The sequence below is a fragment of the Vibrio sinaloensis genome, assembly GCF_000808535.1.
GTDB classification, from domain to species: domain Bacteria; phylum Pseudomonadota; class Gammaproteobacteria; order Enterobacterales; family Vibrionaceae; genus Vibrio; species Vibrio sinaloensis_D.
In genome coordinates, this window is record NZ_JWLV01000001.1 from 410,108 (window position 1) to 437,093 (window position 26,986).

Here is a 26,986-nt window from a genome sequence, read left to right on the forward strand (position 1 = left end):
ATTATTCCTGAGCACTGCACGAAGTGAGCGCTGCGCAAATATCAGATATAAGCAACCAGGCGCACCATACTCGTTTTCAATCATCAGATCGAATCATAGTTTCTATCGTAACAACAAAACTCACCTTTGCTGAATCGATATAGCTAGCGGTCAGCGGGATGATTAACCCCATCGTGAGTGACGACGTCACCAATATCGAACGGGTTAACACCCTCAAGGCACCCTAGGTTATAACCGAACTCATCGGGTGCCGAGCGTCTTTGATGATGGGTGTAAATACCGCAGTGTTTACAGAAGTAATGCTTAGCAGTATGAGTGTTGAATTGATAAAGCTGAAGCGCCTCTTCTCCTTTGAGAATTTTGATGCCGTCGAGCTTAACCGACGCAACAATAGCCCCTCGACGTCGGCACATAGAGCAATCACAACGCCTTGGTTTCTCGACACCATTAGGCAATGTCAGCTCAAGCTCCACACTGCCACAATGACATGTGAGCAAATGCTTCTCTTTGATTTCCGTTGGACCAATTTTCTTGAACATCCTTGTTCTCCTTAGCCAGTCTTATTATTCGTCGGTTTCTTTGGGAAACCTTTCTTCATAAAGCGCCATAAAATCAGCACGAATGTCCTGCTCTAGATGGGTCGCTTTATCGGTTGGACAAAACAGCATGAAATGCACAATCTGCTCACCCGTTGCTCCACTAGTAATGTGGATATGTGGCTCAGAGCCAGGCAAGTCAACGCCTGCATGCTTTTCGATCACCGTGTTGTACCTTTTCGCTACGTCGCTGAAATAGCTGATGTGCCCGTCGATTTTCTCCATGATGTCAGGAATCATTGGGTATAGATTGACAAAAGACGGCACAATAATTGAGAAATCATGGTAGACATAACGCTTCATGAAATTGAGATTTTTAACTGGGTAGGTGAAGAACATGCTGTTTGGCAGCGTTGCCGTTTTGCCGGTGTAATGGTAGTGACCGTGATATAAGTCGATTTCTTGGATAACCGTCGCCATCATATTATGCTCAATGACTTCACCACATATTTTCCCCACCTCAATCCAGTCGCCAATTCGGAATGAACGAGAGCTGGCTCTTTGAATCGAGCCCGTAAAACAGAGAATGATCTCTTTCGATGCGACAACAATAGCAACAGCAATGGCCGTCACCGATAAGGCAAATTCATTAATCTCAGATTGCCAAAGGACAAATAACAGTAAAACGGTGAGGACAAACGAGCCATTCTTGGTTCTCGACATCCAATGACGCTGCTTTTCAGAAACAAAAGCGACATCGCCTCTGATTTTCCATAATATGGTTCGGCGAACCAATACTACCAACACCACAATCAGTGCGGTAAAGACCAATTTATGAGTGAGAAGAAAATCAATAACGACCTGTACTTTCTCCATACTCGCTCCCTCTCTAATTATGATTAAAGGGGCACATAGCCCCTTTAAATTATTCGTATTTCAGAAAGGTAACTTCCCACACATCACCACTCGGGTCTAGTGCAATATGCCAATATTGTCGAATGGTTGGCGCACTTTCACTCCCAATGATGTACTCGGTAGTGTCTAACAAGCCAAACGGAATAGCGGCTTAATCATTTATAGCGGGCAGAGGTAATAAACTGACCAAACGTTTCACACCACACAATAACCGTGTTGTAGTTGGCCGTTTCTACACTTTCAGGGATCGGTAACGAAAAACGATCGAAGGTTTTAACATCGCCAATTTGCACCATGGTGGATTTGTTTTGCAAGAAAGCCTGTTCTGTTTCAATGAACAGTGGCGAAAGGTAGAGCTTGTAATCAGGGCCAGGGGCAAGTTTGCCAACAAAACCAATATGGTCATCACTGATGGAGACGGATCCTTCTCCCCAATGCAAAAAATCGCTGTCTTGTCTGTCGCGTTGAAACGTTCCAGTGTACAACGCGTTGTTCGTTACGCTTTGTACTTCGTGCATCGCGGGGGACTGAGGTTGGGTAAGGATAGGCAGCGCGTAAATACCAAGAGCAAAGCCTATCCCACCAACAAGTAGGTGGCTGGCAACAAGTAAGATCCGTTTCATCATTATCGTGTTCATTTCCAATGGGCCTAAATTTAATGTACACGATAATCAACAAGATATCAGTGTTGCACCAAGTAATTATTGATAGCGCAACGCGGTTTTCTCTGCCAATGTGACAATGACTTGCACCGCTTGCTCCATCCCTTCAATACTGATGAATTCATGAATGCCGTGGAAGTTGTACCCGCCGGTGAAAATATTCGGGCATGGTAGCCCCATAAATGAAAGTCGAGCGCCGTCGGTGCCGCCACGAATAGGTTTAATTTGAGGCTGAATATCACAGGCAATCATCGCCTCTTTAGCGAGCTCAATAATGTGCGGATGAGGCTCAACCATCTCCTTCATGTTGAAGTAACTGTCAGTAAGTCGAAGTTCCACACGTCCTTTTTCTAACTTTTCGTTAAGTTCTGCGACCTTTTGCTCCATGAACTTCTTGCGCTTTTCTAAGCCGTCTCGCTCAAAATCACGAATGATGTAACCCAGTTCACTGCGAGCAACGGACATTTCCGCAGATTTTAGGTGATAAAAGCCCTCGTATCCTTGGGTTGTTTCTGGAGTTTCATCGGCTGGCATCATAAGTTGAAACTGAGCCGCGATATTCATAGCGTTGACCATTTTATCTTTCGCGGTTCCAGGGTGAACATTGGTGCCATAGCAGATCACATCCGCGCTGGTCGCATTGAAGTTTTCAAACTCCAACTCACCAACAGGTCCACCATCAATGGTATAAGCCCACTGCGCACCAAACTTTTCAACATCAAACAGGTTAGCGCCGCGTCCAATTTCTTCATCTGGAGTGAAACCGATGCAAATGTCACCGTGAGGAATGTCAGGATGAGCGATCAATTCGGCGATCGCAGAGATGATTTCCGCGATACCCGCTTTGTTGTCTGCGCCCAGTAGCGTCGAACCATCTGTCGTGATCAAATTGTGCCCATGTAACTTGTGCAGTTCTGGATACTGAATCGGTGAGAGCACCTCATCGCCCTTCCCTAGCGCGATATCTCCCCCTTGATAATCTTCGATAAACTGAGGATTCACATTCTCACCCGAAGCATCAGGGGCGGTATCCATATGAGCGACAAAGCCAATTGCAGGCACCTCGTAAGCTACATTACTGGGTAGTTTTGCCATTAGGTAGCCGTTTGAGTCGAGCGAAACATCCGCCAGACCTAACTCAATGAGCTCCTGCTTTAAGAACTCTGCAAACGTATATTGGCCTGGGCTGCTTGGGCATTCTAGATTATTCGGGTTCGATTGAGTGTTAAACGTGACGTAGCGTAAAAAGCGTTGAACAAGTTCATTCATAGCAATATCTCTAACTTTTATGGTTTTAGTTCGTAATCTGGCCCCCATCCTACGCCTAATGTTTTAGAAGATTTTGCTATAAATCAGGTTTTAAGCGATCAGCAACCGTTACGCAAAAGGGAATGCTTTAGGTTTTTCGTCACCACTCCATGAGATCTCTTATCCTTTTTTTGGTTCCACTGTGGTAGACATTCACATTTTGAACATAGAAAACTCGGCCAATAACCCTTATTCCTGCTAATACCTCAGTTGCTTGCACACTAAGTAATTGATAAAAAGACTAATGTAAGATTTACGAGAATCAGAACAGGGCACGCTAACTTTTTATAGTTAGCCAGCTTCTTAGCTAAGGTTTCCTCTTTTATATCAGGAAAGATGGGCTCAAACGTATGCTTGCCTCGGCCACTGACCGTTAACACTGGAACCCAGTCCTCCAACGATTAAGCGCTCCCATTCCTCGCTTTCTTGGTTTGCGTGTTAGCTTTTTGGAACCTTTTCAGAGTACGGATACAGGGTTTCATCTGCTTCAATAATGCCCTCAAGATTTAAGGCGTTTAGCGTTGCTGGGAGTTCGAGAAAACGGTGTCGCCAGAGAAATGATTTTTTAAGTCAAGACCACAATCATATGCACTTACATGTAACACCTTACGATCAAGCATGCATTTCATGCAGTTAACTCTTTATTCAAGTTCACGAATTAATTGTGGGGCAGATCCAGCACCTCTCAAGAGTCAATCGAGCGGTACAGATTGATTGTCCGTGAGCTTACATTCGTTGTCTACTTTGAATATAACGACAATTCTAGGGAATATCGCTAATAGATTACCAAATTACCTCATGGCATTTATTCAGGAGTCCGGCCAATGATTTGTTTTTATGGTATTTTTTACGTAGCACGCCTGTTTGCTTGCTTATCGAGTTGCGGCAAGGCCTTTGGTATCGCCCACTTAAGGCGTTTTGGCTTCAGCGCTTGTATCCCTTTCCAAAGCGCATTCATCAAGCTTGCGTCCTCCTGCCCCTCTTGTAGGCGCTGTGAACGCTTCTGCCAAACGTCAGTATTACTAGCTTTACTCATTTCAAGGCCACCCGTGTTACTTCTCAGCTGCTTATACAAGCTTGCTCTAGCAGCGCCCCATCGATTCGCTTTCACTATTCGCCTGAACACTAACCATGGCGGCGTAGGACGAGAACGATAATAACGGTGAATGCTCAAGGCGGCGATAACGAGAACAAATAGCGTCACTGCGCTGCCAATCAACCAGCCAGAATAAGCTCTAACAAACGATTTAAATGTATGCTTGGCTTTGAAGGTCTTACCCTCAATCACCACCGTTTCCAGCGCTTTACTCTTGCTATTCCACCATTGGAACTTGTGTTCAGGCAAGGTGAACTCACCGCCTTGCTGGATCACATACACGCTTTCTTCGATGCGACTCGATTGGTAGTCGCCACGCGTTTGCGTATCATCTAAGCGGTTTGGTTGAGGGTAGGCTTGATAACTGGCGGTAGAATCATTGGATAACAAGTCTGGAAGCAATACTGACAGGCTGTCTTGTGCATTGATCGTAATGGTGCGAGTAATCGCATCACCGACTTTCAGCTCATCGTTAGACGCTGTCCATTTCTGATCCACATTCACCTTAGTCGCGGTAAACCATGCTGATTCATCACTGAGCAATCCAGAAGGCATAGACGCGTCGAACTTAATTGGCTGCGTATAAAGTGTACCAGCCACTTTCGAACCATCAGGCGCAGAGACTTGCACACCAACGGCGACCGGTGGAATCACGAACTGCCCTGAGGCTTGCGGATACAAAGTTATTTCCCAACGCTGGCGAGACCACGTTTGCCCACCTTTACGCTCGGTATAGTTGGTTGCTAATTGGTTACGCTGCTTTGCAATCACGTTAGGGATTTCTACGCTGCCAATGCGTGTACCACCAGTGAACCAACGAGGCGTTGCGACTTCGATGTACAAGATCACCTGCTCATTCACACTGAACTTAGGGGCTTCCTTCGTATCGGCCCCTGCTCCCTGCTTGCCAACCCACGCTAATAACTCTACGTCATTGCTGCGCTGTAAGTCTTGAATATCTTGTGCGTTCGCCAAGCCAGTAAAAAACAAAGTAAACATCATCAAGATGGTGCTTAAACGCCCAACCACGGTGTCAGCGCCAAGTTTGATTGCATTCATCATTGTGCTTGCTCCTCTTCTTGTTGTGGTTGCGGTTTCGGATCCGTTGTCACGGGCTCACGCAGTTGAATTTGGAATTTAGCGCGCAAGAAGTACTTAGGATCGGCCTCTACGCGTTTTAACCACTTATCCGCCAATTCTTGGCTGCCAAGGATTTCGTTCGCATTGAGTTTCTCTTTCAGCATTAATTCAGCCGCGGTTTTTTCGTCCGCCCCATCTGCCGTTTGCGGGTTGTCACCCAGTTCAAACGACTCTTCGGGTCCGTCTGTTGTCCCCGCTTGGCTTTCACTGGTGCGGTTTATCTCTTCGACAATGCCACCAATGACTTTTAGGTTGTGCTCGACGTCTGGTCGCAATTGCTCACTCAAGATGTCTTTGTCTGCCAGTGTTTGCAACAAATTACGCGCGGCTAAGTATTCACGTTGACGCGCCAACGCACTCGCAGCGTTGTACAAGCCATAGTCTTTTACCGCATCTGATGGATCGTTTTGCATCTCCAAGAAAGCGGTATGAGCCAGTTTGTATTCGCCTGCGTAATAATAAGCTGTCCCTTTACGCAACGGATCCGTAAAGTGCTTTGCTGCCTCAAGGTATTCGTTATTGTTGAACAAACGCTGTCCTTGCTGATTTGGCGTGAGCCATAAATCCCACCACCATTGAGACGCTTTATCCCGGGCGGTTACCTCTTGCACCACTTCGGGTTTATCCGCTTTGAGCGAGACCGTTTCCGCCATTGCTTTTGGCGTCATAAATAGGGACGTTGATACCATCGCCACCACACACCATTGCACTAGCCAGCCTTTGCGGAACCAAAGCATCATAATGAGCGCAATTGGGAACAACAGTTGATAGCCCATGTCTTTCCAAGGCATTGATGATTCGCCATTGAGTTGCATGTTTCGCTCAACAAAACGATTCAGCTTCTCTATGTCGCTGTTGTCGACCGTCACTTCAACAAGGCGTCCACCTGTCGCGCTGGCAAGATTATTTAACGAGTCCAAATCGACCGGGTTGTTAGAAACAATATCCGAGTTACCCGCAGCCAAGATAAGCAATTGATAAGGCTTGTCTGCAAAGTAGTTTTTGTAAGCGGTAATGGTTGCCGGGTTCACGCCATCTGTAACCAACAGAACCGTAGAACCCGGTTGGCCTTGTAATTGTTGGTCAATCAAAGGCAAAGCCGTTTCAGCAAGTTTACCTTCAACTGGCATGATTTCTGGTGTTATCGCCGCTAGAAACGGTTCGAATACTTTACTGTCCTGCGTAACAGGCATCGCGACATGAGCAGAACCCGCATACACAACCAACCCAGTGCTGCCACCTTTTCGTGCTGCCAATAGGTCACGGATCTTTTGCTTTGAGCGTTCCAAACGGCTTGGCGGAAGATCTTTTTGCAACATTGAATCGTTGGTATCTAACACCACCAGCATGGAGGCTTTGTCTTCGCCAAACGGTGAAGCTTGGCGCTCCCAAGAAGGTCCGGCACAGATGATGCTGGCAATCGCTACTATCACCATAAGTAGCTTGAGCGGCAGTTGTTTTCGCCAACCATAGTCGCCAATCGTTAAGGCTTTACGTAAATGCTCAGGAAGAATGTCTTTCCAGCTTGGTTTGGATTCTTCTCGCCATCTTAACCAAAGCAAAAGAAACATTGGGATGAACGCCAATAGCCACATTGGACGAATGAAATGGAACTGTGTGACAAACTGTTCTAGCCCCATGCTAGAGAAAGGAGAATCAAACATGGCGCTCTCCTTCTACGTTGTCTGATTGTGCTGAAGATTCACTGTTCACTGATAGTCGACGACGCTTAAATGTCGCCAATGAGAACGCGGTTAAGTACATCGCAACCACCAAAGCCATTAAGTAATGATGCAAACTTTGCTTAGGACGGTAAGTGGTACTTTCATAAAGCTGGGGCTCTAACTTACCAATCTCATCATAGGCTTTAGCAAGTTCGTCACGGTTGAGCGCTTCAAACGCCTCACCACCGGACTCTTTCGCAATACGTTTGATCGTATTCATATCTAGTGCAGTTTCACCCACGGTTTGTGGATCACCCATTGCAATCACGTGGATGCGTACATCTTTGGCTTTCGCGACTTTCGCCGCATCAATCGGCTCAACGAAGCTTCCGGTATCATTACCATCCGTTAGAACAATGGCGACTTTTTCTTTACTCTCTTCCACGTCGGCACGCGACTTTTCGCTTTGCTCAAACACCTTAATCGCCAAGCCAATTGCATCACCTAAGTGGGTGCTCTGTCCTGCCATCGCCACATCCGTTTGGTTAAGCAGCTCTAACCATACTTTTTGGTCTGGTGTGAATGGGGTTTGCACAAATGCCGCATCACCAAACAAGATCAAACCTAAACGGTCACCTTTGCGCGTTTTGGCAAAGTCACTCAAAACTTCTTTGGCTGCATCGAGACGAGAGATCTTTTCACCGTTTTTGGATGTAAAGTCTTGCTCTGCCATTGAGCCAGACAAATCGACGACAACCATGACATCACGCCCTAAGCTTTCACGCACCTGTGGCTCGCCAAGTACTGTCGGCTTTGCCATTGCGGTCACGACCAAAAGCCAAGAGATGATGAGCGTTGCGCGCTGCCACCAGCTCGGAGTCAGTTGGCTTGCGCCTTCTGACGGCGTTTCACCAATGGCGTCCACAAGCTGACTAAAGAACGGCACTTTGATGGCCATTTGTTTGGTGCGGTAAGCTGGGACGAGGAAATACATTACTAAAGGCAGCGGCAAGATGATGAACCAAAGCGGATGCTCAAATTCAAAACTGCTCATGCCTAGCCATGAAGCAAGAAGATCACCCATGGCGACCTCCTTTTAATGCACGCGCTTTGTAGGCAAGCGTGCGCTTTTCAATATTGCGAGCGTTCTCATCGTGCTCTTTCACCCACTCAGTTGCGCGTTCAAGAAGTTGTAAACGCTCTGTTTTCTCCAGTTCAACACTTGGGTCAACGATACTTTGCAGCCATCGCTTCGAAACTTCATCATCAAACATTTTATGCTTGGGGTTAAGCTCATCTAGCTTGCGTAGGAACGCAGTATCAAACAAGCGAGCATGAGAGCTATCAAGATGAATCAAGACGATTTTCAGAATCGAGAACAGCGCTTTCGGCATGCTGGCGTCATCGGGTTTTAAACGAGAAATCGCTTCAATGGCTTCTTTACGGTAACGGTTATCGAACCAATGGTGTGCCAAGCGGTAGCCTAAATACATAAGTACAATCGCGCCAACGACAGCAAGGATCTTCCAACCGAGGGTTTGTGGTACCCAGCTGACGCTTTCTGGTACCGCGACGTCATGCAGCTCACGCAGAATATACGTGCTTGGAGGCGTGTGTAAGTCTGTCATTTATCGGCCTCCTACGAGTTTTTGGAATTGAGTAATGTGGTCACCTGTTGTATCGATTTCGATATGAGGCAGCTTTTTGATCGCCATGAGTTGTGCCAGTGATTGACGTTGTAACTGAGCTTTCTCAACCAAACTGGCGCTGGCTGCATCGACTTTGGCTTTACTGTCTAGGTTGAGTTGGTAACGACCATCACCAATCACCCATTTCACTTTCGCCAAATCTTGCGGAAGCGACTGCTCTAAAGGATCGCTTACCATCACCGCGAGCACATCGTTGTGCTGTTGAAGTTGCTTAAGATGGTCAAGGTGGTGCTCTTCGCAATCGCGCCAATCACTGATGAAAATCAGCGTGGATTGTTTTAGCTTCATCCGTTTGATGAGCTCAATCCATTTACTGAACGTCACTTTGTCTGAATCTAACGAGTCCACATTTAAGCGCTGATTGGCCTGAGAGAGTCGTTTCAATTGAGCGAGCAAATCGTTTTGGGAACGCTGAGCTTTGCTATGATATAGAGCGGAGTCAGAGGCGATAACAAATCCGACTCGGTCACCGTCTTTCAATACTCGCCAACCACACATTGCCGCCACTTCAGCAGCAACCACGGATTTCATGACCTCGGTAGAGGCGAAAAACATCGCACTGCGCTGATCAACGCAAACAATCACATTGCGGTCTTTTTCTTCGGTGTAACTACGCACATGGGGCTTGCCTGTGCGCATGGTGACTTCCCAATCTAGGTTTCGGATGTCGTCCCCTAGCTGGTAATGACGCAGCTCTTCGAAGTTCAGTCCACGCCCACGGAATAATGAGTTGTGCCGCCCAGAAAGCACACTGCCCGCTTTTAAGTGAGGCAGCAGGCTGAAGGATTCGGCTTGTGCTTGTAAACGCACCAATCGTGAGTAATCGCAATACAAGCGAGGGTCGAGCCCTTGGGATTGAGGAGCAAGCGTTGGCTTTGCCATAGTCCCTCCCGCTTATCCGATTTCTACACAATCAAGCAACTCTTGCACGACACGTTGATGATCAACGCCATCGGCAAGTGCATCGTAAGAAAGTGAGAAGCGATGTCCCAGCACCGATGGCACCATTGCACGCACATCATCAGGCGTTACATGGTCACGCCCTTGTAGCCACGCATAAACGCGCGCACATTTGTCTAAGGCAATTGAGGCGCGAGGACTTGAGCCGATTTCGATCCATTTTTGTAGTTGGGAATCGGCGTAACGTTCTGGTTTACGTGTCGCCATCACAAGCGCCACGATGTAGTTCTCGACTAAATCGGAAACAGTAATGTTTGGTAATTGGCGTCGCGCTTCAATCACGAGCTCTGGTTCAATGTGTTGTGGCGTCACTAATTCGCTACTGATTTCTGAACCCAACTCTTCGCTGCGCACCAAGCGAATAATGTCACGCTCTGCTTCATCTTCTGGGTAGTCGACGGTCACTTTCATAATGAAGCGGTCCATCTGCGCTTCTGGCAATGGGTAAGTACCCTCTTGTTCAACTGGGTTTTGCGTTGCAAGCACCATAAACAACTCAGGCAAGACGTGCGTCTTATCACCCACCGTAATCGTACCTTCTGCCATTGCTTCTAGCAGTGCAGCTTGTACTTTAGCTGGAGCACGGTTTACCTCATCCGCCAACACAATGCTGTTGAAGATTGGTCCCGGTTGGAAGTGCAACTGAGGCTTACCATCCAACTCTTGGTACACTTCGGTACCTGTAACGTCTGAAGGTAACAAGTCGGGGGTAAACTGAATACGACCAAAGCTGGTATTAAGTAGATTGGCAAGCGATTTCACCGAGCGCGTTTTTGCCGTTCCCGGTAAGCCCTCTAAAAGTACGTGACCATTGGTCAGTAACCCTATCACCAAAGCCTGAACCACATGGCTTTGTCCAATGACGCTTTTTTCAGTTTGTTCGATTAATTCATTAATGGCTTGTTGTGCGTGGTTCATAGTCTACCTATTGAGTTTACGGGAGCCTGAGCGTTAAAAGTTGAGTATAAGACTGAAAGTAATAACTAAAGGTTATATTCGCTATATTCACTTGAGTTGTAAGACTTTATTAACCTTGATATGCCAACCAGAATTGGTAGCGAATGGTCAAAGAACATTTTTATTCCCGGACACAAGTAGTTCAGACCAGCCTCACCATTCGGCGCGGTAAGTAGCCGATTTTTTGGGCATTCTCCCCAGCAATACTTCAAATATGGGCAATCAAGGCAGTATTGCGGCAAAGAAGACTTTTTCGCCATGCCAAAGCTATATTGACGAGTTGAGATAGCAATTTCATTCAGAGATCGGTCATGAATGTTAGCCAGTTGGTATTCCGGATAAACGTAGTGATCACAGCTAAACACATCTCCATTGTGTTCAATCGCTAGACCTTTACCGCAGAACTCTGCGCTAACACACAACTGCGAAGGCATGCCCATCACTTGCGCGACGGCGGTTTCGAACAGGTTGACCAAGACTCTGCCAAGATCGTTGTTCACCCATTCTTCAAATACAGCAATCAGAAACTCGCCCCACTCTTCTGCATCGACCGACCAATCCGTAACAACCGACATCAAATGCCCCGGCTTTGCTAATTCGCTGCCAAGTTTTGGCGACATGTTTTCTTTCCAGAAATGGGGAGCGGTTTGAGTGAAAGATCGAGGTTCAACACAAGGTGTGAATTGGATATAAGTGACACCGAGTTCTTGAGTGAGAAAGCGATACACTTCGAGCGGATATTTGGTGTTAAAGCGGTTTACTGTCACCAACGCATTGAATGACACATTATGACGCTTCATCAGATCAACGGCTTGCATGACGCGTTGAAAGGTAGGCTTCCCACTTCGGGTTTTGCGGTATTTATCGTGGACAAATTCAGGGCCATCTATCGATAGACCAACCAAAAAACCATGGTCATGCAGAAACTGACACCAAGCCTCGTTCAATAAAAGACCATTGGTTTGAAGGTCGTTTTCGATGCGAACACCCGGTTTAGCATATTTGTTTTGCAGTTCGACAATCTTTTTGAAGTAATCCAGCCCCAACAGTGTTGGCTCACCACCCTGCCAAGAAAACACAATCTCGTCACCGTCTTGGCTTTCGATATAGCTCTTTATGAATGCCTCAAGTGTTGCATCATCCATTTTTGGTTGAGTGCCTTGATTGAGTAATTCATCTTTGTGCAGATAAAAACAGTACTGACAATCGATATTGCATTTCGCCCCGCCAGGTTTCGCCATCACGTGAAAACGTCGTTCGACTTTATCACTATTAGATGCAAACGCTGTTTTGAGAGGAGTTAATGCCATTTGAGTAGTATGAATGTGAGTTTGTTTTTTCATAAAGAACGATCTCGAAAGCAGAAGAAAGTCAGCGCCCAAGTTGGGCGCTGTATTTAAGGGCAATAACTAGGGCCTATCGCCCTAAGGACAAAACGTTATTTCGGTACAAACGAGCCTGGAGCCATACGCGGCGGGTACTCTTTGAAGGTTTCCATGACCTCTTTTACTTTTTCGACCGCAGGCATCATCAAGAATGAACGCTCGTACATCCAACGGTCGTAACCCAAACCAGTATCGCCACGCTCAAATGGGTCGATACTCAAATCATAGATTTGTGGTACACGGAGTTTGGTAAATGGTTTCTTCCAGATATCCAAACCGGTTTCGTTTTCTTGGATCATGAAGTGGTACTTGTAATTACCGTAACGCAGAGCCAGTAAATCGCCGTCATCACTCCAGTAAACAAACTCGTTACGCGCAGACTTGTCCGTTTTACCTGTTAGGTATGGCAATTGGTTGTAACCGTCTAAGTGAACGTTGTAGTTCATATCGCCCACTTTCTTGCCTTTCAACAGTTCTTCTTTGACGTTACTGTTGCCCGCTGCAGCCACCAAGGTTGGTAAGAAGTCTTCCAGAGACACAATGCCGTTAAGCGTCGTACCCGCTTGGATATGGCCCGGCCACTTAATCAATGCGGGAACGCGGAAGCCACCTTCCCAACCGGTGTTTTTCTCACTACGGAATGGCGTCATACCAGCATCTGGCCACAAGTTGATCATTGGACCGTTATCCGTGGTGTAAACAATGATTGTGTTGTCATCGACGCCAAGCTCTTTAATCTTATTGAGCAAGTGACCAATTTGATCATCATGTTGCTTCACACCATCGGCGTAGAAACCTGCGCCTGTTTTACCTTTGTAGTCGTCTGGAACATGCGTGAAGTTGTGCATGCGCGTGGTGTTAAACCACGTAAAGAATGGCTTGTCGGCTTTGACTTGTTTCTCGATAAACTTCTCAGCTTCATCTAGGAACTCGTCATCAACCGTTTCCATGCGTTTGCGCGTCAATGGACCCGTATCTTCAATCTTGCCATCCGCATAAGAGTGGATCACACCACGAGGACCGAACTTCTTCTTAAATTCAGGATCTTGTGGGTAGTCTACGTTCTCTGGCTCTTCTTCTGCATTTAAGTGGTAAAGATTGCCAAAGAACTCGTCGAAACCGTGGTTGGTCGGCAAGTGTTCATCGCGATCGCCAAGGTGGTTTTTACCAAATTGACCCGTTGCGTAACCAAGGTCACGTAGCAGTGTCGCAATAGTTGGATCTTTCTTAGAAATCCCTTCTTTCGCTCCTGGCAAACCTACCTTAGACAAGCCGGTACGTTTTGGCATTTGTCCCGTGATGAACGCAGAGCGACCTGCGGTTGAGCTTTGCTGAGCGTAGAAATTGGTAAACTTAGCACCGTCTCTTGCAATGCTGTCAATATTTGGTGTGCTGTAAGCCAGCATGCCACCGTTGTATGCACTCAAGTTCCAGTAACCGACATCATCACCAAAGATAACGAGAATGTTAGGCTGTTCTGCCGAATAAGCGGTCGCTGATGCCGCTCCAATCGCAAGCGTACAAGCGTTTAATACCAGCTTTTTGCCGCGTTTTTTATCGTGGTTTGCCATAAAAGGGCTCCATAAATCCGTTGCTGCGAATCTTGGTAGAAAATCAGATACCAAGATTTGATTAAGATAAAACTTGTTATTTGACGGATAAATAGAGTTCAGATACGTTGATATATAAATTTAGTTTATGAGTAACAAGATGGACTTAAACTTGATTCAAACATTTTTGGTGGTGGCTGAGTATCAGTCCTACACCAAAGCGGCAGACCATTTAGGCCTTACGCAACCCGCGGTGAGCGCTTCGATTAAACGGCTCGAACAAGTGGTCGGAAAACAGCTTTTCGTCAAACAAGGACGAGGGATCGCCCCTACTTCGACTGCGTATCAACTCATGCCGCAGTTTCGTCAGGCAGTGAGCATCGTAGACAACGCCATTTCAGAAAGAACCACTTTTCAAGTTTGTTGCTCAGAAACCTTACTCCACAGTTTAAATCCGATTGAAAACGTGGTGTTCCACGAGTCTCCACCAGAAAAATACTTACTTTTTGAACAGATTCGTCAACAGAAAATGGACCTGGTGATTGATACCATCATCACTAAGGACTCCTCATTCGTGATAGAAACGGCTTACGATGAACCCGCTATGGTGATATGTCGCCAAAGCCACCCTAGGATTCAAAGTTCGCTCAGCAAAGAAGCCTTCTATCATGAGAATCACTGTATATTTTCAGGCAAATGGAATAACACGTCTGGTTTTGAACAGTTGGCAAAAGTGCCGATTCAAGAGCGAAATGTTGAGATCGTGACGTCATCATTAGCAGGTATGGCAATGTATGTAGCGCAACGTGATTGCCTCGGTGTGGTGTCACGCTCGTTTGCGATGAAATGGAGTAAAGCACTTAAATTACAAGTGCTTGATTGTCCAATAGAGATAGAGCGTATTCCTTATAAATTTGTCTATCATAAGCGTGACGAGCACAACCCGACCCATCAACGCTTAAGAGAACAAATTAAGCATCAGTTGGAGTCTACCTATCCAGCACCTATTGACTTATAGAAGTTCTCAAGCGCTGAGCTTTGTTGTACTGTTTTCAGCTCCTTGCTTTGTAGCGAGGTTTCGTCATGAGACCAAGGTAGTTAACTTACTTAGCCGTTCAGGTCGTAAGTGCCTAATTTAGTTCCCTCGAATTACGCAGCAAAGCATTAGACAAGTAATTACAAGAACTAAAGGGAATATGGCGACGCAAAAAAGCCCAAGAAGTTTCCTACTTGGGCTTTCAATGCGTCATTTAGTTAGTACTTAGAGAAGGATAAAAATACCCGCTAAACATGCACTCATTAGGTTGGCTAATGTACCCGCAAGCACAGCTTTGATACCGAGGTTAGCAACTTCAGCACGACGCTCAGGAGCAATCACGCCAATCGAGCCAAGTTGGATTGCAATCGAACCGATGTTTGCAAATCCACACAGCGCAAAAGTAATGATGACTTGAGTATGCTCAGACAAGGTTGCTTTATGCTGGACAAAGTCAATGAATGCCACAAACTCGTTCATCACAATCTTTTGACCAATGTAAGAGCCTGCCATCAGCACTTCATTTGAAGGAACACCGATCACCCATGCTAATGGCGAGAACAAGTAACCAAATAACGCTTGTAGGGTAATACCGCTAAATCCAGCAACTTCACCAAGGCTTTCTAAGCCAGTGTTGACCATCGCGATAACACTCACGAATGCGATTAGCATGGTACCCACCGCAACCGCTACTTTCATACCGTTCATTGCGCCGCTTGCAAGTGCATCAATAACATTGCTCTCTTGCGCTTTATCCATCTCAATATCAGATTGATTGATTGGTGTATCGCGTTCAGGAACGATGATTTTCGCCATCATCAAACTACCCGGAGCAGCCATGAAACTCGCGGCGATAAGGTATTTGAGCTCTACACCAAGACCGGCATAACCACCCAAAACAGAGCCCGCTACCGAAGCCATGCCACCAGCCATAACAGCAAACAGTTCAGAACGAGTCATACGAGATAGGAATGGACGAACAAGAAGTGGCGACTCGCCTTGAGAAAGGAAAATGTTGCCGGTTGCAACCAGTGATTCAGCTTTACTTGTACCCAAAAACTTTTGGATACCGCCACCAATAAATTCGATGACTTTTTGCATAATGCCAAGATAGTAGAGAGCGGAGATTAGAGCACTGAAGAAGATAATAATAGGAAGGACACGAACAGCGAAGATAAATCCAGTATTGGCCAAATCACCAAATAGGAAGCCGATACCTTCATCAGCAAACCCCAAAAGACTAGAAACACCACTACTCAAACTGGTGAGTGCCGCTTGTCCCCATGGGAAATACAAAACAAGAGCAGCAAATCCAACTTGGAGCATAAGTGCACGAGACACCGTTTTCCAATTGATCGATTTACGACTCTCAGACAGCAGTACTGCGCACAACAATAGAACGACAACACCGATTAAACCGAATAAAACATTCATTAAAGATCACCTCTACAAGCATTCAATAGGTAGCTGGTCCGGTCCGTGGGGTCATTCACCTTTCCGTGTGACGGCTTGTATTGGCAGAGCACTCGCTCTTAACCGGGCGGAAAGTATAGCGAACGATATGAGATATTCATCACATTTTTTGACGCAAACGTTCAAGCGTTCATTCTGTAAACGATTACACCGACTATTTAGAAGATTTGAGAAAATTCCAGCAAGGGAAGACAAAGGAAATACGCACTTAATTGCATTTATTTTCTGGAGCAAGATCACAACGCTTACTATGTAATCGTTATCATTTCAAAATAAATTTGGGCAAATATCATTTCGCCATCTAGTTTTATAGATGTGTCAACTAACGTACTAGTGAACATAATCTATTTCCTAACAACGTCAGCGGCTTAGACAAACACAACAAATTTTGCCCCACTTCAACGTGGGGCTTTTTTATATCGAGACTTGCACTGTGCTGCATGCTCATTACAATGCGGGGAAAACACAATAGTGAGCCATTATGGAACGAGATTACACATACGCCTCGCTCTCGCAATTACCGCGAGAAGAGCTCGAAGAACTGAGTATGCGCTTGATACAGCGCTTGATTCCTGAAGACTCAATGACGGAGCTGTTTACGTTTGATGCAGAAGAAGCGGAGTCAGAAGACAAGCTGATGGAAGCGCGTTTTGATGCCATGTTACGAATGAGCGCCATCGCACTGAGTCAACTGCCTGAACTGTTCAGTGAATCAGAAAACAAAGAGCAAAACACGCTTCGTATGCAAAGACTGCTCCTTTGGCACTTTTATGCTTCTTCGTTCCAGTTAGATCGCGCCATTCCTTTAGAAACACATTGCAACCACGCTGAGGTGATTCTTAAACAGAGCCCGAATAGCGCCCTTGAGTGGGTCACAACTCTTACAGACTTACTGCGCCAATACGCGCAAATTGCTCAGAAATAAGTAAAACGCCAGCATTGCGCTGGCGTTTTTCTTTTTCGAACTCAATCTAACAACACGAAAGCATCTATCTGTAGACTTAGAGATCTTCAGCTTGTTTCTCAAGTTGCTTGCTTGTCTTTTGACTCACAAACTCTTTGTATAGCGCTGCTTTATCCGTTGGATCAATGTCTGCACCTGCCGTTACAGCAGAGTTAAACATCTTTTCTGATTCAATCTTTGGCATGACTACTAGCGCACAAATTTGCTCTACACCACCAATTTCAACCAGTGTTACTTGCTCAACTTGGCTCTTTTGAATTGAAGTATTAGTTATTTGCTTAGCGATTTGCTCAAAAGATGTGCCAGAGGTTTGACCGTCAACTGAACTATCAATTTTTTGATAGTTCTTCTCTAACACACTGACTTTAATATCAAGGTTTTGCGCAAGCGTGTTACGCGCTAGAGAGATAGCGTGGTTACGATCAACAGAAAAGTTACCTGACGCCGTAACACAGTTTGACGCTGCAAAGCCATTCGCTGAAGTTGGGTTTAGTACCCAACCAGGCACATTGCTGCCTTTGTTGGTTTCCACTTTCGCCGTGTTTTCAGAACCACTTTGACTCGCACAACCAGATAAGATCACTGCGCTGATTGCAGCGGTAAGAATTTGATATTTCATCTTCAATTCCTTTTAGATAATTGAGTTGGACTGCGCATGATAGGTTTTCATTCTATCGTTGACCTTTTTGAGATATTTGCGAGTCTCGTTATAAGGTAAGTTCTTGATAAGGTGCTCATATACTTCATCAGAACTCATGGTATTGATTTTCTTAATCGCACTAGAAACACGTCGCTCACCAAATGCTTTGGCCACGTTACCTGACCCGGTGTTGTAAGCCGCGATCACACTGTAAGTCGCACTTTGTGGGTCTTTAATGCCTTTTAGGTATCGACTCTGAAGAATTTTTAGATACGCAGTGCCAGTTTCGATATTCAAATTGGGATCGTATAAGTCATTCGCTCTCATCGGCTTATCTTTACCGCGATATAGCTTATTCACGTCATGACCAGCGGTTGTCGGTACGATTTGCATCAGCCCGTATGCTGGTACATGAGATTTTGCCTTCGGGTTGAAATGCGACTCTTCGTGCATGATTGCCAAAACAAGTGCAGGCGGTAGTTCTCGCTTTGCACTTTCTTGTTGAATCGCAGGAAGGTACTGATTGGCGCGGTTCGCCAGTGATGATTTTGGAATCTTGACCTTATACTCAACAATCTTTTTAGGCTGTTGCTTTAGCTGCTTTTCTTGCTGAGCTAATTCTTGCTTTACAGCAGCAATGCGTTTTTCTTCCTGCTTCACCATTTGTTTCTTTTGCTGAACAATCACTTGCTCTTGCTTTTGTTCACTTAACACCGCACTTTTTTCAGCAGCAAAGATGTCAAGTTGACTCATTTGGCGCTCAGTTTGCGCCTCAATCTCTTTCTTCACCTCTTCGAAAGTCTTTGGTTCTACTTTAATTTCCTCAACGAAAACCATAGTGGGCTCAGCTTTTTTAGGTTGAGTTACACCAACTTCTTCAAACACCTTGGCGTTTTTCTCGATAACGGCATTGACGACTTCAGCTTCAACAACTGAAGCTTCGGCTTTTTCTTCTTCCGCAGGCGGTATGTAGCTAACCGTAATCTCACCTTTCTCCAAATCAACAACGGTTCGTGCGTTATGCTTCTCGTCATAAACCACGACTACATCTGGAGAAGATATTTTGGTGTCACCCCATTTTTGAATAGAGGCTTTCTGTTTTTTGTCCCAATCCGCTAAGTAAGCTTGCTGCCATTGATTGAACTCTTGAATTTGGGCGGCATACCATTGCTCAAACTCATCCGTATCATCAGCGGTTAATTGTTCGATTTCTTGGTCCAGTTCAGCAAACGGATCATTTGCAAAACTTGGTTGCATCACAATTAGGTTTAACAACGCAGCCAGTGCGCAATATTTCAATTTCATAAATTGAGTTACCGTAATTTGTTAAATCAGAAATAAGAAGACAGATCTCCGACACTCTCAGCTTGTTGCTCAAACATTTGATCTTCAATGTCTATCACCAAACGCTCGCACTCTTTGCTTGAGCACTGCTTTGCGATGAACAAACTTTCCTCAAGTTCTCCCTGCTCAAACTGCCATTGAGCTAGCCAGTGCTTGATTTCACTGTTGGAGATTGCGTGAACATCGACATACTGCTGATAGTAATTTTCAGCTTTGGTCACGTCTGATTGAGATAAGAGCAAGGTGACTAAACCTGCGGCATCCATTGCAACGCTAGGTTCTTTGATGATCAACGGTAATATCGGCTTAATGTGTTGGTATTGCTTAGTTGAGTAATACGCAACGGCATAGTTCAGCGCTGTGGTTTGGAGATTGGTTTTGTAGCCAGTATCATTCACATTCGCACGGCACTGAGCTTGACTCTTACTCACTGAAGAAAACTGAATATTGGTCAGTTCGTAAGTTAGACTCGCAAAAGGCCACGAATCTAAAGTTTCACGTATGAAACCACCTTGAAGCAACTTGTCTTCGTATTTTTTGCGAAGCTCTAAACCGAGCCCTTTACGACACAATGACTTCATATGTTTCGTGGTCAGTTCATGCTGTCTTTTCACTTCAACTGACACTTCTGCATCACTGGTTTTAAGCTCATAATCCGTGCCGTTGAACGACCAAGAATGAGAGTCGGAAGCAAAAACTGGTAGACCTAAAAGGCCTACCAGAACAAGCAAGTATCTGTGATTACAGATCATTTGCATTACTCACTTGACCCGATGGTCCTTGAGTATTGTTGCTTCCGTCAGTCAGACCACCAGTTGTAGAAATTTTGTGGTCTGAGCTTGCGTTTTGACCTTCACGAACGCGCTTTTTGTTTTCTGCAGCTGCTTGCTTTGCCGTCGCCTCTAGAGAAGGGGCATAAACCGCAACGGCTAACATCCAGTCACCATCGCTACTCTTAAAGGTTTTAACAGAAACACCTGGAGGAACTTGACCCGCTGCAAATGACTTGTACGAATCAAAGCTCTTGATGTTGTTCATGAACGTATGTTTGTCTTCTGCCAATACTTTCGCATCTGCTGGGTTCACGCTCTCAGGTGGGTACTCGAATTGTTCATTCTTCTCTAACTGGTTCTCTGTGAAACCACCTTCCCAGTAAACTTGTTCACCTTGCATTACTGCAATCAGACCGTTTCTCGCTTTGGCTTGCGCTTGAGATTTAGACATACCAAGCAGCTTGCGTTTCACGCTCTTATTCTTGTTGTCACGAATGATCGAAGAACCGAAACCAAGTACAAACGACTCGCCCGTTTCAGCGTTGGTAATCACTTTCGCACCAACAGGAGGCATCACACCCGCCTGCAGATCAGCGATGATTTGTTTGAAAATCACGTTTGGTTCTGTAGTCTGAGTCAAAGCGCCCACTTTACGCTTCGTTTGTTCACGTGTTTTCGGCGTTGAAATCAAACTAACACGAACTAGGTTTTCACTCGGATCATCATACACGTCGAATGTCACGTAACCTGCCAACGCGCCTTTTACTGACTCAGCACAGTTATCGCTCATCATGCTTGTGGTGTTTGCCGCGCCTTCTGTCGCAGTATCAATCACGTCCATGGTTTCGTTAATTGCTGTCGCACACATGTTGCTCATGCCTTCCATGTTTTCCACTAATTGCTTTTTCGCAATTTGGAAAGCTTTCATGTACGCACCACGCTTAGACAACAACGTCGCGTTACGGTTTTCGTAAGTTTCGTAGCTGCCAGAACCCGTAGATAAAATGCCGATACCCGAGCCGACTGCGATCATCTTAACGCCATCACCTTCATCTTCGATCAGGCTTTGGTGAGCAACAAGTACCGCAGCTTTCGGGTCTGCAGCCACAACGAGATCACCCACTTCTTTTACGTCACCTGTATTTACAGCTTGCGTTTCAGAGGGTGCATCGGTTGCAGGAACGAGATCATTAAGGTCAAAATCCACATTTGCATGTGCAGAACCGAAGGCACTTGCTAGTACCAATGAAATAAGTGTTTTTTTAAACATAAATATCCTGTAGAGGTCTTAAAGCACGTTTATTTGGTAATCGTTCAAAACACGTAGCTTGGACTGATAATTTGGCTGATGGATGCGCAACGTTGGCTGGATAAACTGAGCGAGGTCATTGGCGTTGTTTAATGAGCGAAGTCGTACAATCACCTTGCCAGAGCGGGTTTCAATCTTGATATCAGAAACGCCATTGATCGCACTAAGCAAGGTATATAGTTGGCCTTGTTGACCTGCTGCTTTCGGCGTAAAGATCAATTCCCGAACCGGGCCACCACGCATAGCCATCTTTTGGACGGCGTTATGTAACGCTTGAGTTAGCATTTTCTGGTTTTGGTCAACAGCCAAGTGCACTGAAGCTAGTTCATTCAACATCCCCTCCTTGTTTGGAAGAGTCATCAATGTTGGATCGTTTTGCCAATTGCCGTATTCATTACCCGCTCGGTCCAATAGCTTAGCCGCCAACTCCAACTGCAAGCCGGAAGGTGTCACTTTCTCTTTTTCTTGAACTTGAAGGATGATGGTTGCTTGCTCAGGAGAATCAGAGAGATCGAAACCCATCTGAGCGAGAGCGCTACTAAACGTGGTTTGAACAACCGGAAGGCGCGCATCCACGTAAACGGCAGGCTGCCCTAGGCTCTTGATAAGTTGAGCAATCTTAGCCTCAACTTTTTGGCGTTCAACAGATACATCGAGCGTCACGACAAGCACACCATTTGGCTTAGTTTTGCTAGAAATTTCGCTCCAACCAGTAATCATGCCTTGCGATTGCATTGATAAGGATTGGACAGCCACATCATGCAAGTTAAAGTCATCACTGACCGCATTTGCCGACATGCTTGAATAGGTTTGCTGAAGGTAGCCAGATTTAACCATCACGCCCAAAACTTGGCTGATAGCACGACGAAATGCATCTTGCTCAGCCGCTTGGCGCGCACTTAAACCTTGCTTAGCGTTCGGGATACCCTCACCGATGACCACAACAGAAACCGTCGAGTCAGAACCCCAAACAATACCCTCGTCTGAGTCTTCTTCTGTTTGCGTTGGTGGCATTAGACGCACATTCACACAGGTATCATCGCCGTAGATTTCAGGTTGCCCAAAATCCGCAGTGATCATCCCTCTCTCGATTCCAGTTACTAACATTTCTCGAGCAGCTTGGTTAAACTGTTCGTTGAGTAATTCGGAGTCTTCAGAAGATAAAGAAAGTGAAACCTGCCCATTTAAAAACAGTCGCAGGTTATTGATCGCATCCGCTTTCGCACCCTCTATCGCTAACACACCACGACCATAGGCACATCCCTGCTCAACAAGAGCCAGTGTTGACTGGCTCTTATCAAGTTCAAGCGCAACTACAGGCGCAGCCGAAAGCAATCCACCGAGGGTAAGACTAAGACTTATCCCTTTTGCGCCCATGTACTGCGTTCCTTCATGAATTCCATCGGGACACCGACGCTAACTGCAAAGATTCGACGCTGACGATCTGGACGGTAAATACCCTGCTCTGCTTCGTCTTTCACTTGATCAGCAAGCTTGCTGTCTTTCCAGCGTACGATTTTGCCTTGAGCACTTTGCTGGCTAGGGTTAACTGTCGCCACACCGATTGGCTCAACAAAACCTGCGCTGTACTCAAACACAACCATGGTTTCATTTGGTAATACACCAGCATTTTGGCCACGATCTAACGAGATTCGATCACCTTTGATTCCCATAACTTGTGCTGTTGCTGGCATCTCTTTTAGCAGACGAGTCAACATGATATCGAAACCGCGTGACGCCATTTCGTTCATCACTGAATCAACGTCTTTGCTACTGGTGTAGTTAAAGCCGCGGTAGTAATCACCATTTGCGATTACAGTTGTGAAGCTTTCTTTATCGCGAACATCAAAGTTAGAAACGCGGATCTTACCGATATTTGGGTAGCTCAGTTTTTCACGAGTGTACGGGTCAATAACACCCGTTGTCATTTCCATTGATGTTTGGAATAAAGACTGCGTAGAACCAAAGAGCATATCGCCAGTTTTAAGCACGTCGATCTTCATGATGTAGTCCGTTGATAACTTGTCACGGCCACTCATTTTTTGTGCAACTTTTGCTGCACCTTCATCAGCAAGAATCTCTTCCATCGCCGCGTTTACTGACTTAGTGTCACGCGTCAAGATACGGAAACGGTTCACACCCGCAAATTGGTTTTCTAACGTGTTCTCTAGCGCTTTCGTTTCGAACTTACCAATACTTGTGTGCATTGCATTAAATACATCAGCAGATTTGCCTTGAAGGTTCTCGCTAACGTCAGTTTGAACATCACCGAAGTAAAGGCGAATCGTCTTTTTAGCAAGCGGACAACGGCTGTCTTTCTCATTTGCTTCGTAAGTACAGAATTGAAGGCCTTGAGTGTTGAAGTATGCAGGGACTTCAATATCACTGTTGGAAAATTCAAATGCCGACTTACCAATGATTAAAGACGAGTTGCCTGCGTTGCTCTCAACTGCGTAAGTTTGTTGACTGGGCGTACTATTACACCCAGCCAAAACAAGACCAGCAGCGACAAGTGTTGCGATCTTTGAATACTTCATTACGAGTTAACTTTCTCTGCTAAAACTTTGTCTAGGTTCTCTAGTTGCTCGATTGTGTTTTGGTCTAGAGAAATCATGTTGTTTGCATCGTAAACAAGAACAGAACGAGCTTTCATCTCATTGTAAGCTTCAACTACTGGCACTTCTTCTTTTGCTTCTTCATCTTCCTCAGACTCACTTGAGAAGTAAGACACTGCGTTGCCGAACCCTGCCATTGCAGACTCCTGAGCAATAACTGACGCGTTTTCTGAAGCGATAAGAGCGATTTCAGCAGCTTCCAATGCAATGTCTTTAGCCAGTTCTAGGTTCTTGTCGAAAATTGAGTCAGACGCAGCTTTGTACGCTTCAACTTGTGGACGAATTTTCTTGTTTTCAGCTTTGCCTTCATCGAACTCATTCATCGCAACAAGAAGCTCTTCATCACTCTTATCAGCATTGATCTTTAGGAAACCTGCCACTTCTGCATGCTTGTCTGCTAGTGTGCGGTAGTCTTGGAATACAGCACATTGACGCTCTTGAATCGACACCATCACTTTAGACACTTTGTCTACAGCGTAGGATACTGGTGTGTACTCAGAGCCTAGCTCAGCACAAGATTTAACAAGGGCAGCACTCATTTCGTTGCGGTCAACGGTCGCAGACTCCATACCTGGCATTGAAGAACAACCTGCTAGTGCTGCAGTGAATAGAGTAGCCATGACGGTTTTTTTAAACATTTCTGTATCCTTTAGATCAATACTGAATAGATAGATTTATTAGTGAGTTTTTTAATGATTTTTTGCTCAGCAGCGTGTTTTGCCTCAGCTGAGCTAGCTTGAGATTTACCTAACACGGTGATCACCTTTTGGGTCACCATATGAGATGAATTCGAATCGAAGACTTTAAGCTGAATACTTTGCTTGACGACAAAGTCGTTTCCTTGTCTTCCCTGCTGGGATTTCGTCTTGATGTAAACCGAGATACCACCTTGATTCGACGCAAATGCGTGACGCGATAGCAACTCGTGAATTTGATGAGAAAAAGCATCATTCGATGCGACAAACGAAATTGAGAGCAATTCTCTCTTTGCGTTCATCTCCTCGCTAATCTGTAGGTGTTGTGCACGGTATGACTCTGCAGCGTCGGAATCTAAAATTCCGAGCACATCGAGCTGTACGGCACTTTTTGATACTAGCTCTTCTGCATGAAAATAGTCCTTCACACCACGCCAGTTGTTGTTGATGTTTTTGAGTTTTATCGCAGCCGTTTGGTACGAGGCCGTTAAATTATGCTCAACCTGTTTCTGCCAGTTTTCCTTACTCAACCGATAGCGATACTCACAACCTTGTTCGCTACATTCATGACCTAGAACTTCCAAGTGAGGAATTTGAATAGGGAGCGAGTCAATAGAAGAACTTTGAGAGAAGAAATATTCCGATCCATGTTCTCCCTTGGTCATTGATGACTTTTCATTCACTTCAACGACGCTTAGTAAGTTAAGAGCAATCTGTATTTTTGCATCCTGCAATGCTTCCGATTCTGATTCTCCGTATCCAAGCGCATACAAATACCGCTCATCATCAGAAGCAAAAATAGCATTATTAATCAACAATGTAGAAACAAGGGCAAGAAATAAACGGGACAAGAAAATAACCCAAAAGTACTAGTTAAAATCGGCAGGAACAATACTTAATAACGACTATTAACACAATTGACCACATAACCACCAACCCTCTCGCCGAGTGAATTTTTATTCACAGAGAAAAGTTGTGATGTTCATTCCATAACCAGAAAAATAGACAAAACTATGACAATGTAAGCCTTTGTAAGGGCGCATAAAAAACGCGCAACCAAAAACATATTCAACAAATTGAATTAATGTGTATTTTATTATTAGCGTATTTATTCTATAAATGTGATCTATATCTTGATCGACATAAGATTCATCGCAGTAATTTCACATTCCTCGCTTATAAAACAAACCAGATTGTGGCTATTTTTTAGACGATAACCCTATCAAAATAAAATTTAGTCAGGTTATTATCAAGTGCAGCACAGACATATCGAGACAATAATCCACTCAAATGGTAGAGCTTTAATACTCTTGTGGTTGATTCAAGCTTAAAAGCAGCATGATATGAAACAGCTCCATTGCCTTCGTTTTAGACGATTTCAACAGAACTCTCGACTCGCATGGGGAAGTAAGTAGTACAAAAATCACAACGCCAGCATTGCGCTGGCGTTCGTTTTATTGAGTTTGAGTGATGAGCCGGGCATTGAGCTTTTGCAGCGGGCGATTGTTGTTACCCATAATCTTATTGAACAACGCAGCTTGTTTAGCAGAGACCGTCTGAGGTGTTTTCAACACTAGCCATCTTACGCCCTCGGAACACGGCGGAGTGGTCAACGAACCACTAAAGCGATAGTAATCATTGGTATCGCTTAACAAAGCGCTCGCATTAATGGGAACATCTATCGGTGAGTCAGCACCTTTCTCTGGGATATTATCAAGCAACTTCGCGAGCTCACTATTGTCGTCCCCCAGTTCGAAAAAGACGGCAACGACCGCCAAATGACCGGCTTTATCGGCATGCACAAAATGCGCTTCCAATGGGTACTCTTTTCCGTCTACGTGATTTTCAGATGGGGTGTGAAAATGAAACTGCTTAAGCGTAAACGACTTTCCATCTATCGCTAAAGTGTTGACCCCTTCAAGTTGGGTTTGCAACGTATGACCATTATTAAGTAGCGATACAACCTGCCCCTGATAGTCAAACGACAGTTTTTCCAGTTTGGCCTCTGTTGCTGACTCTATATTAATCGGGCTTTGGTTTGCCCCGTTCGCACATTCGGACGAAAATTCTCCCCAGTGCGATGGACCATGTTGCCCTTCGTAACCCCATTGCGCTGCGTTTGCGTTGCTCATAAATGCGGTGCAAAGCCCTAGTGCGAGTAGTGTCCTTTTCATACTTGTTCCTTTTATTTGCCAACAGTGAGTCACGCATCATAAAACGGGCAGAGGCTAGAAAAGTAGTCAGTAATCTATGTT

General features: G+C 45.3%; 24 protein-coding genes and 1 pseudogene. 2 read left to right on the forward strand and 23 right to left on the reverse strand.

The annotated features are described in order from the left end of the window. Positions 1-143 precede the first annotated feature (143 nt). From RJ47_RS01805 to RJ47_RS01860, 13 genes and pseudogenes are all read right to left on the reverse strand, one after another. A complete protein-coding gene (locus RJ47_RS01805) occupies positions 144-539 on the reverse strand; it encodes a GFA family protein (RefSeq protein ID WP_038141108.1) in 396 nt (131 codons plus the stop codon). Between the two features lie 24 nt (positions 540-563). Then, positions 564-1,412 carry a mechanosensitive ion channel family protein gene (locus tag RJ47_RS01810; RefSeq protein WP_005472427.1) on the reverse strand — a complete coding sequence of 283 codons (849 nt, stop codon included), beginning with the start codon at positions 1,410-1,412 and terminating at the stop codon, positions 564-566. 194 nt (positions 1,413-1,606) lie between these two features. After that, on the reverse strand, positions 1,607-2,074 hold the full coding sequence (locus tag RJ47_RS01815) for a DM13 domain-containing protein (RefSeq protein WP_039481642.1): 468 nt from the start codon (positions 2,072-2,074) through the stop codon (positions 1,607-1,609). Between the two features lie 78 nt (positions 2,075-2,152). After that, positions 2,153-3,382 (reverse strand): peptidase T, encoded by a 1,230-nt coding sequence (gene pepT / locus RJ47_RS01820; protein ID WP_039480828.1) that lies wholly within the window; start codon positions 3,380-3,382, stop codon positions 2,153-2,155. 116 nt (positions 3,383-3,498) lie between these two features. Next, positions 3,499-4,059, reverse strand: a pseudogene (locus RJ47_RS21620) (IS1595 family transposase); the annotation flags it as partial. 209 nt (positions 4,060-4,268) lie between these two features. Continuing rightward, the gene (locus tag RJ47_RS01825) at positions 4,269-5,579 is read right to left on the reverse strand and encodes a BatD family protein (protein WP_039480831.1); all 1,311 of its coding nucleotides are present in this window, start codon (positions 5,577-5,579) and stop codon (positions 4,269-4,271) included. Beyond that, entirely contained in the window at positions 5,576-7,321 is a 1,746-nt protein-coding gene (locus RJ47_RS01830) for a vWA domain-containing protein (protein WP_039480834.1), read from the reverse strand. The genes RJ47_RS01825 and RJ47_RS01830 overlap by 4 nt, the downstream gene beginning before the upstream one ends. Continuing rightward, the gene (locus RJ47_RS01835) at positions 7,314-8,405 is read right to left on the reverse strand and encodes a vWA domain-containing protein (RefSeq protein ID WP_039480837.1); all 1,092 of its coding nucleotides are present in this window, start codon (positions 8,403-8,405) and stop codon (positions 7,314-7,316) included. Before RJ47_RS01835 ends, RJ47_RS01830 begins: the two co-directional genes overlap by 8 nt. Beyond that, entirely contained in the window at positions 8,398-8,949 is a 552-nt protein-coding gene (locus RJ47_RS01840; protein ID WP_039480840.1) for a DUF4381 domain-containing protein, read from the reverse strand. Before RJ47_RS01840 ends, RJ47_RS01835 begins: the two co-directional genes overlap by 8 nt. After that, positions 8,950-9,912, reverse strand: coding sequence for a DUF58 domain-containing protein (locus RJ47_RS01845; RefSeq protein WP_039480842.1), 963 nt, complete (start codon positions 9,910-9,912; stop codon positions 8,950-8,952). It lies immediately after the preceding gene. A 12-nt stretch (positions 9,913-9,924) separates the two neighbouring features. Beyond that, positions 9,925-10,908, reverse strand: coding sequence for an AAA family ATPase (locus RJ47_RS01850; RefSeq protein WP_039480845.1), 984 nt, complete (start codon positions 10,906-10,908; stop codon positions 9,925-9,927). 65 nt (positions 10,909-10,973) lie between these two features. Continuing rightward, a complete protein-coding gene (locus RJ47_RS01855) occupies positions 10,974-12,290 on the reverse strand; it encodes an anaerobic sulfatase maturase (RefSeq protein ID WP_039480848.1) in 1,317 nt (438 codons plus the stop codon). Between the two features lie 95 nt (positions 12,291-12,385). After that, entirely contained in the window at positions 12,386-13,903 is a 1,518-nt protein-coding gene (locus RJ47_RS01860) for an arylsulfatase (protein WP_039480852.1), read from the reverse strand. A gap of 127 nt (positions 13,904-14,030) precedes the next feature. Between RJ47_RS01860 and RJ47_RS01865 the strand changes: the two genes are divergently transcribed. Continuing rightward, a complete protein-coding gene (locus tag RJ47_RS01865; protein WP_039480855.1) occupies positions 14,031-14,900 on the forward strand; it encodes a LysR family transcriptional regulator in 870 nt (289 codons plus the stop codon). Positions 14,901-15,143: 243 nt separating this feature from the next. Here the strand turns inward: RJ47_RS01865 and RJ47_RS01870 are convergent, their stop codons facing one another. Further along, positions 15,144-16,352: a NupC/NupG family nucleoside CNT transporter gene (locus tag RJ47_RS01870; protein ID WP_038188795.1), complete on the reverse strand. Its 1,209-nt coding sequence runs from the start codon at positions 16,350-16,352 to the stop codon at positions 15,144-15,146. Between the two features lie 520 nt (positions 16,353-16,872). On the opposite strand from RJ47_RS01870, the gene RJ47_RS01875 reads away from it, so the two are divergent. Next, entirely contained in the window at positions 16,873-17,316 is a 444-nt protein-coding gene (locus RJ47_RS01875) for a hypothetical protein (RefSeq protein WP_038214216.1), read from the forward strand. A 76-nt stretch (positions 17,317-17,392) separates the two neighbouring features. Here the strand turns inward: RJ47_RS01875 and RJ47_RS01880 are convergent, their stop codons facing one another. The 9 genes from RJ47_RS01880 to RJ47_RS01920 form a co-directional block, all read right to left on the reverse strand. After that, complete coding sequence (locus RJ47_RS01880) at positions 17,393-17,974, reverse strand: hypothetical protein (protein ID WP_039480858.1); 582 nt, start codon at positions 17,972-17,974, stop codon at positions 17,393-17,395. A gap of 12 nt (positions 17,975-17,986) precedes the next feature. Then, positions 17,987-19,300, reverse strand: a complete 1,314-nt coding sequence (locus tag RJ47_RS01885) for a transglycosylase SLT domain-containing protein (protein WP_039480861.1) — start codon at positions 19,298-19,300, stop codon at positions 17,987-17,989. A 26-nt stretch (positions 19,301-19,326) separates the two neighbouring features. Next, positions 19,327-20,091 carry a hypothetical protein gene (locus RJ47_RS01890; protein ID WP_039481644.1) on the reverse strand — a complete coding sequence of 255 codons (765 nt, stop codon included), beginning with the start codon at positions 20,089-20,091 and terminating at the stop codon, positions 19,327-19,329. After that, positions 20,081-21,382, reverse strand: a complete 1,302-nt coding sequence (locus RJ47_RS01895) for a hypothetical protein (RefSeq protein WP_039480864.1) — start codon at positions 21,380-21,382, stop codon at positions 20,081-20,083. Before RJ47_RS01895 ends, RJ47_RS01890 begins: the two co-directional genes overlap by 11 nt. 18 nt (positions 21,383-21,400) lie before the next feature. Continuing rightward, on the reverse strand, positions 21,401-22,798 hold the full coding sequence (locus RJ47_RS01900) for a hypothetical protein (RefSeq protein ID WP_039480867.1): 1,398 nt from the start codon (positions 22,796-22,798) through the stop codon (positions 21,401-21,403). After that, the gene (locus RJ47_RS01905) at positions 22,780-23,958 is read right to left on the reverse strand and encodes a hypothetical protein (protein ID WP_039480872.1); all 1,179 of its coding nucleotides are present in this window, start codon (positions 23,956-23,958) and stop codon (positions 22,780-22,782) included. Before RJ47_RS01905 ends, RJ47_RS01900 begins: the two co-directional genes overlap by 19 nt. Further along, complete coding sequence (locus RJ47_RS01910; protein ID WP_039480875.1) at positions 23,958-24,674, reverse strand: hypothetical protein; 717 nt, start codon at positions 24,672-24,674, stop codon at positions 23,958-23,960. Before RJ47_RS01910 ends, RJ47_RS01905 begins: the two co-directional genes overlap by 1 nt. Before the next feature lie 11 nt (positions 24,675-24,685). Continuing rightward, a complete protein-coding gene (locus tag RJ47_RS01915; RefSeq protein WP_231565924.1) occupies positions 24,686-25,582 on the reverse strand; it encodes a hypothetical protein in 897 nt (298 codons plus the stop codon). Between the two features lie 603 nt (positions 25,583-26,185). Further along, the gene (locus RJ47_RS01920) at positions 26,186-26,905 is read right to left on the reverse strand and encodes a carbonic anhydrase (protein ID WP_039480878.1); all 720 of its coding nucleotides are present in this window, start codon (positions 26,903-26,905) and stop codon (positions 26,186-26,188) included. Positions 26,906-26,986 lie beyond the last annotated feature (81 nt).

What these genes read in the sequence shown, in the direction of transcription:
- RJ47_RS01905 (WP_039480872.1), bottom strand. Translation starts at nt 23,958, where the DNA reads ATGAAGTATTCAAAGATCGCAACACTTGTCGCTGCTGGTCTTGTTTTG.
- RJ47_RS01870 (WP_038188795.1), bottom strand. Translation starts at nt 16,352, where the DNA reads ATGAATGTTTTATTCGGTTTAATCGGTGTTGTCGTTCTATTGTTGTGC.
- RJ47_RS01880 (WP_039480858.1), bottom strand. Translation starts at nt 17,974, where the DNA reads ATGAAATATCAAATTCTTACCGCTGCAATCAGCGCAGTGATCTTATCT.
- RJ47_RS01855 (WP_039480848.1), bottom strand. Translation starts at nt 12,290, where the DNA reads ATGAAAAAACAAACTCACATTCATACTACTCAAATGGCATTAACTCCT.
- RJ47_RS01815 (WP_039481642.1), bottom strand. Translation starts at nt 2,074, where the DNA reads ATGAAACGGATCTTACTTGTTGCCAGCCACCTACTTGTTGGTGGGATA.
- RJ47_RS01890 (WP_039481644.1), bottom strand. Translation starts at nt 20,091, where the DNA reads ATGATCTGTAATCACAGATACTTGCTTGTTCTGGTAGGCCTTTTAGGT.
- RJ47_RS01875 (WP_038214216.1), top strand. Translation starts at nt 16,873, where the DNA reads ATGGAACGAGATTACACATACGCCTCGCTCTCGCAATTACCGCGAGAA.
- RJ47_RS01885 (WP_039480861.1), bottom strand. Translation starts at nt 19,300, where the DNA reads ATGAAATTGAAATATTGCGCACTGGCTGCGTTGTTAAACCTAATTGTG.
- RJ47_RS01910 (WP_039480875.1), bottom strand. Translation starts at nt 24,674, where the DNA reads ATGTTTAAAAAAACCGTCATGGCTACTCTATTCACTGCAGCACTAGCA.
- RJ47_RS01830 (WP_039480834.1), bottom strand. Translation starts at nt 7,321, where the DNA reads ATGTTTGATTCTCCTTTCTCTAGCATGGGGCTAGAACAGTTTGTCACA.
- RJ47_RS01825 (WP_039480831.1), bottom strand. Translation starts at nt 5,579, where the DNA reads ATGATGAATGCAATCAAACTTGGCGCTGACACCGTGGTTGGGCGTTTA.
- RJ47_RS01845 (WP_039480842.1), bottom strand. Translation starts at nt 9,912, where the DNA reads ATGGCAAAGCCAACGCTTGCTCCTCAATCCCAAGGGCTCGACCCTCGC.
- RJ47_RS01840 (WP_039480840.1), bottom strand. Translation starts at nt 8,949, where the DNA reads ATGACAGACTTACACACGCCTCCAAGCACGTATATTCTGCGTGAGCTG.
- RJ47_RS01810 (WP_005472427.1), bottom strand. Translation starts at nt 1,412, where the DNA reads ATGGAGAAAGTACAGGTCGTTATTGATTTTCTTCTCACTCATAAATTG.
- RJ47_RS01920 (WP_039480878.1), bottom strand. Translation starts at nt 26,905, where the DNA reads ATGAAAAGGACACTACTCGCACTAGGGCTTTGCACCGCATTTATGAGC.
- RJ47_RS01865 (WP_039480855.1), top strand. Translation starts at nt 14,031, where the DNA reads ATGAGTAACAAGATGGACTTAAACTTGATTCAAACATTTTTGGTGGTG.
- RJ47_RS01850 (WP_039480845.1), bottom strand. Translation starts at nt 10,908, where the DNA reads ATGAACCACGCACAACAAGCCATTAATGAATTAATCGAACAAACTGAA.
- RJ47_RS01835 (WP_039480837.1), bottom strand. Translation starts at nt 8,405, where the DNA reads ATGGGTGATCTTCTTGCTTCATGGCTAGGCATGAGCAGTTTTGAATTT.
- RJ47_RS01805 (WP_038141108.1), bottom strand. Translation starts at nt 539, where the DNA reads ATGTTCAAGAAAATTGGTCCAACGGAAATCAAAGAGAAGCATTTGCTC.
- RJ47_RS01900 (WP_039480867.1), bottom strand. Translation starts at nt 22,798, where the DNA reads ATGGGCGCAAAAGGGATAAGTCTTAGTCTTACCCTCGGTGGATTGCTT.
- RJ47_RS01895 (WP_039480864.1), bottom strand. Translation starts at nt 21,382, where the DNA reads ATGTTTAAAAAAACACTTATTTCATTGGTACTAGCAAGTGCCTTCGGT.
- RJ47_RS01860 (WP_039480852.1), bottom strand. Translation starts at nt 13,903, where the DNA reads ATGGCAAACCACGATAAAAAACGCGGCAAAAAGCTGGTATTAAACGCT.
- pepT (WP_039480828.1), bottom strand. Translation starts at nt 3,382, where the DNA reads ATGAATGAACTTGTTCAACGCTTTTTACGCTACGTCACGTTTAACACT.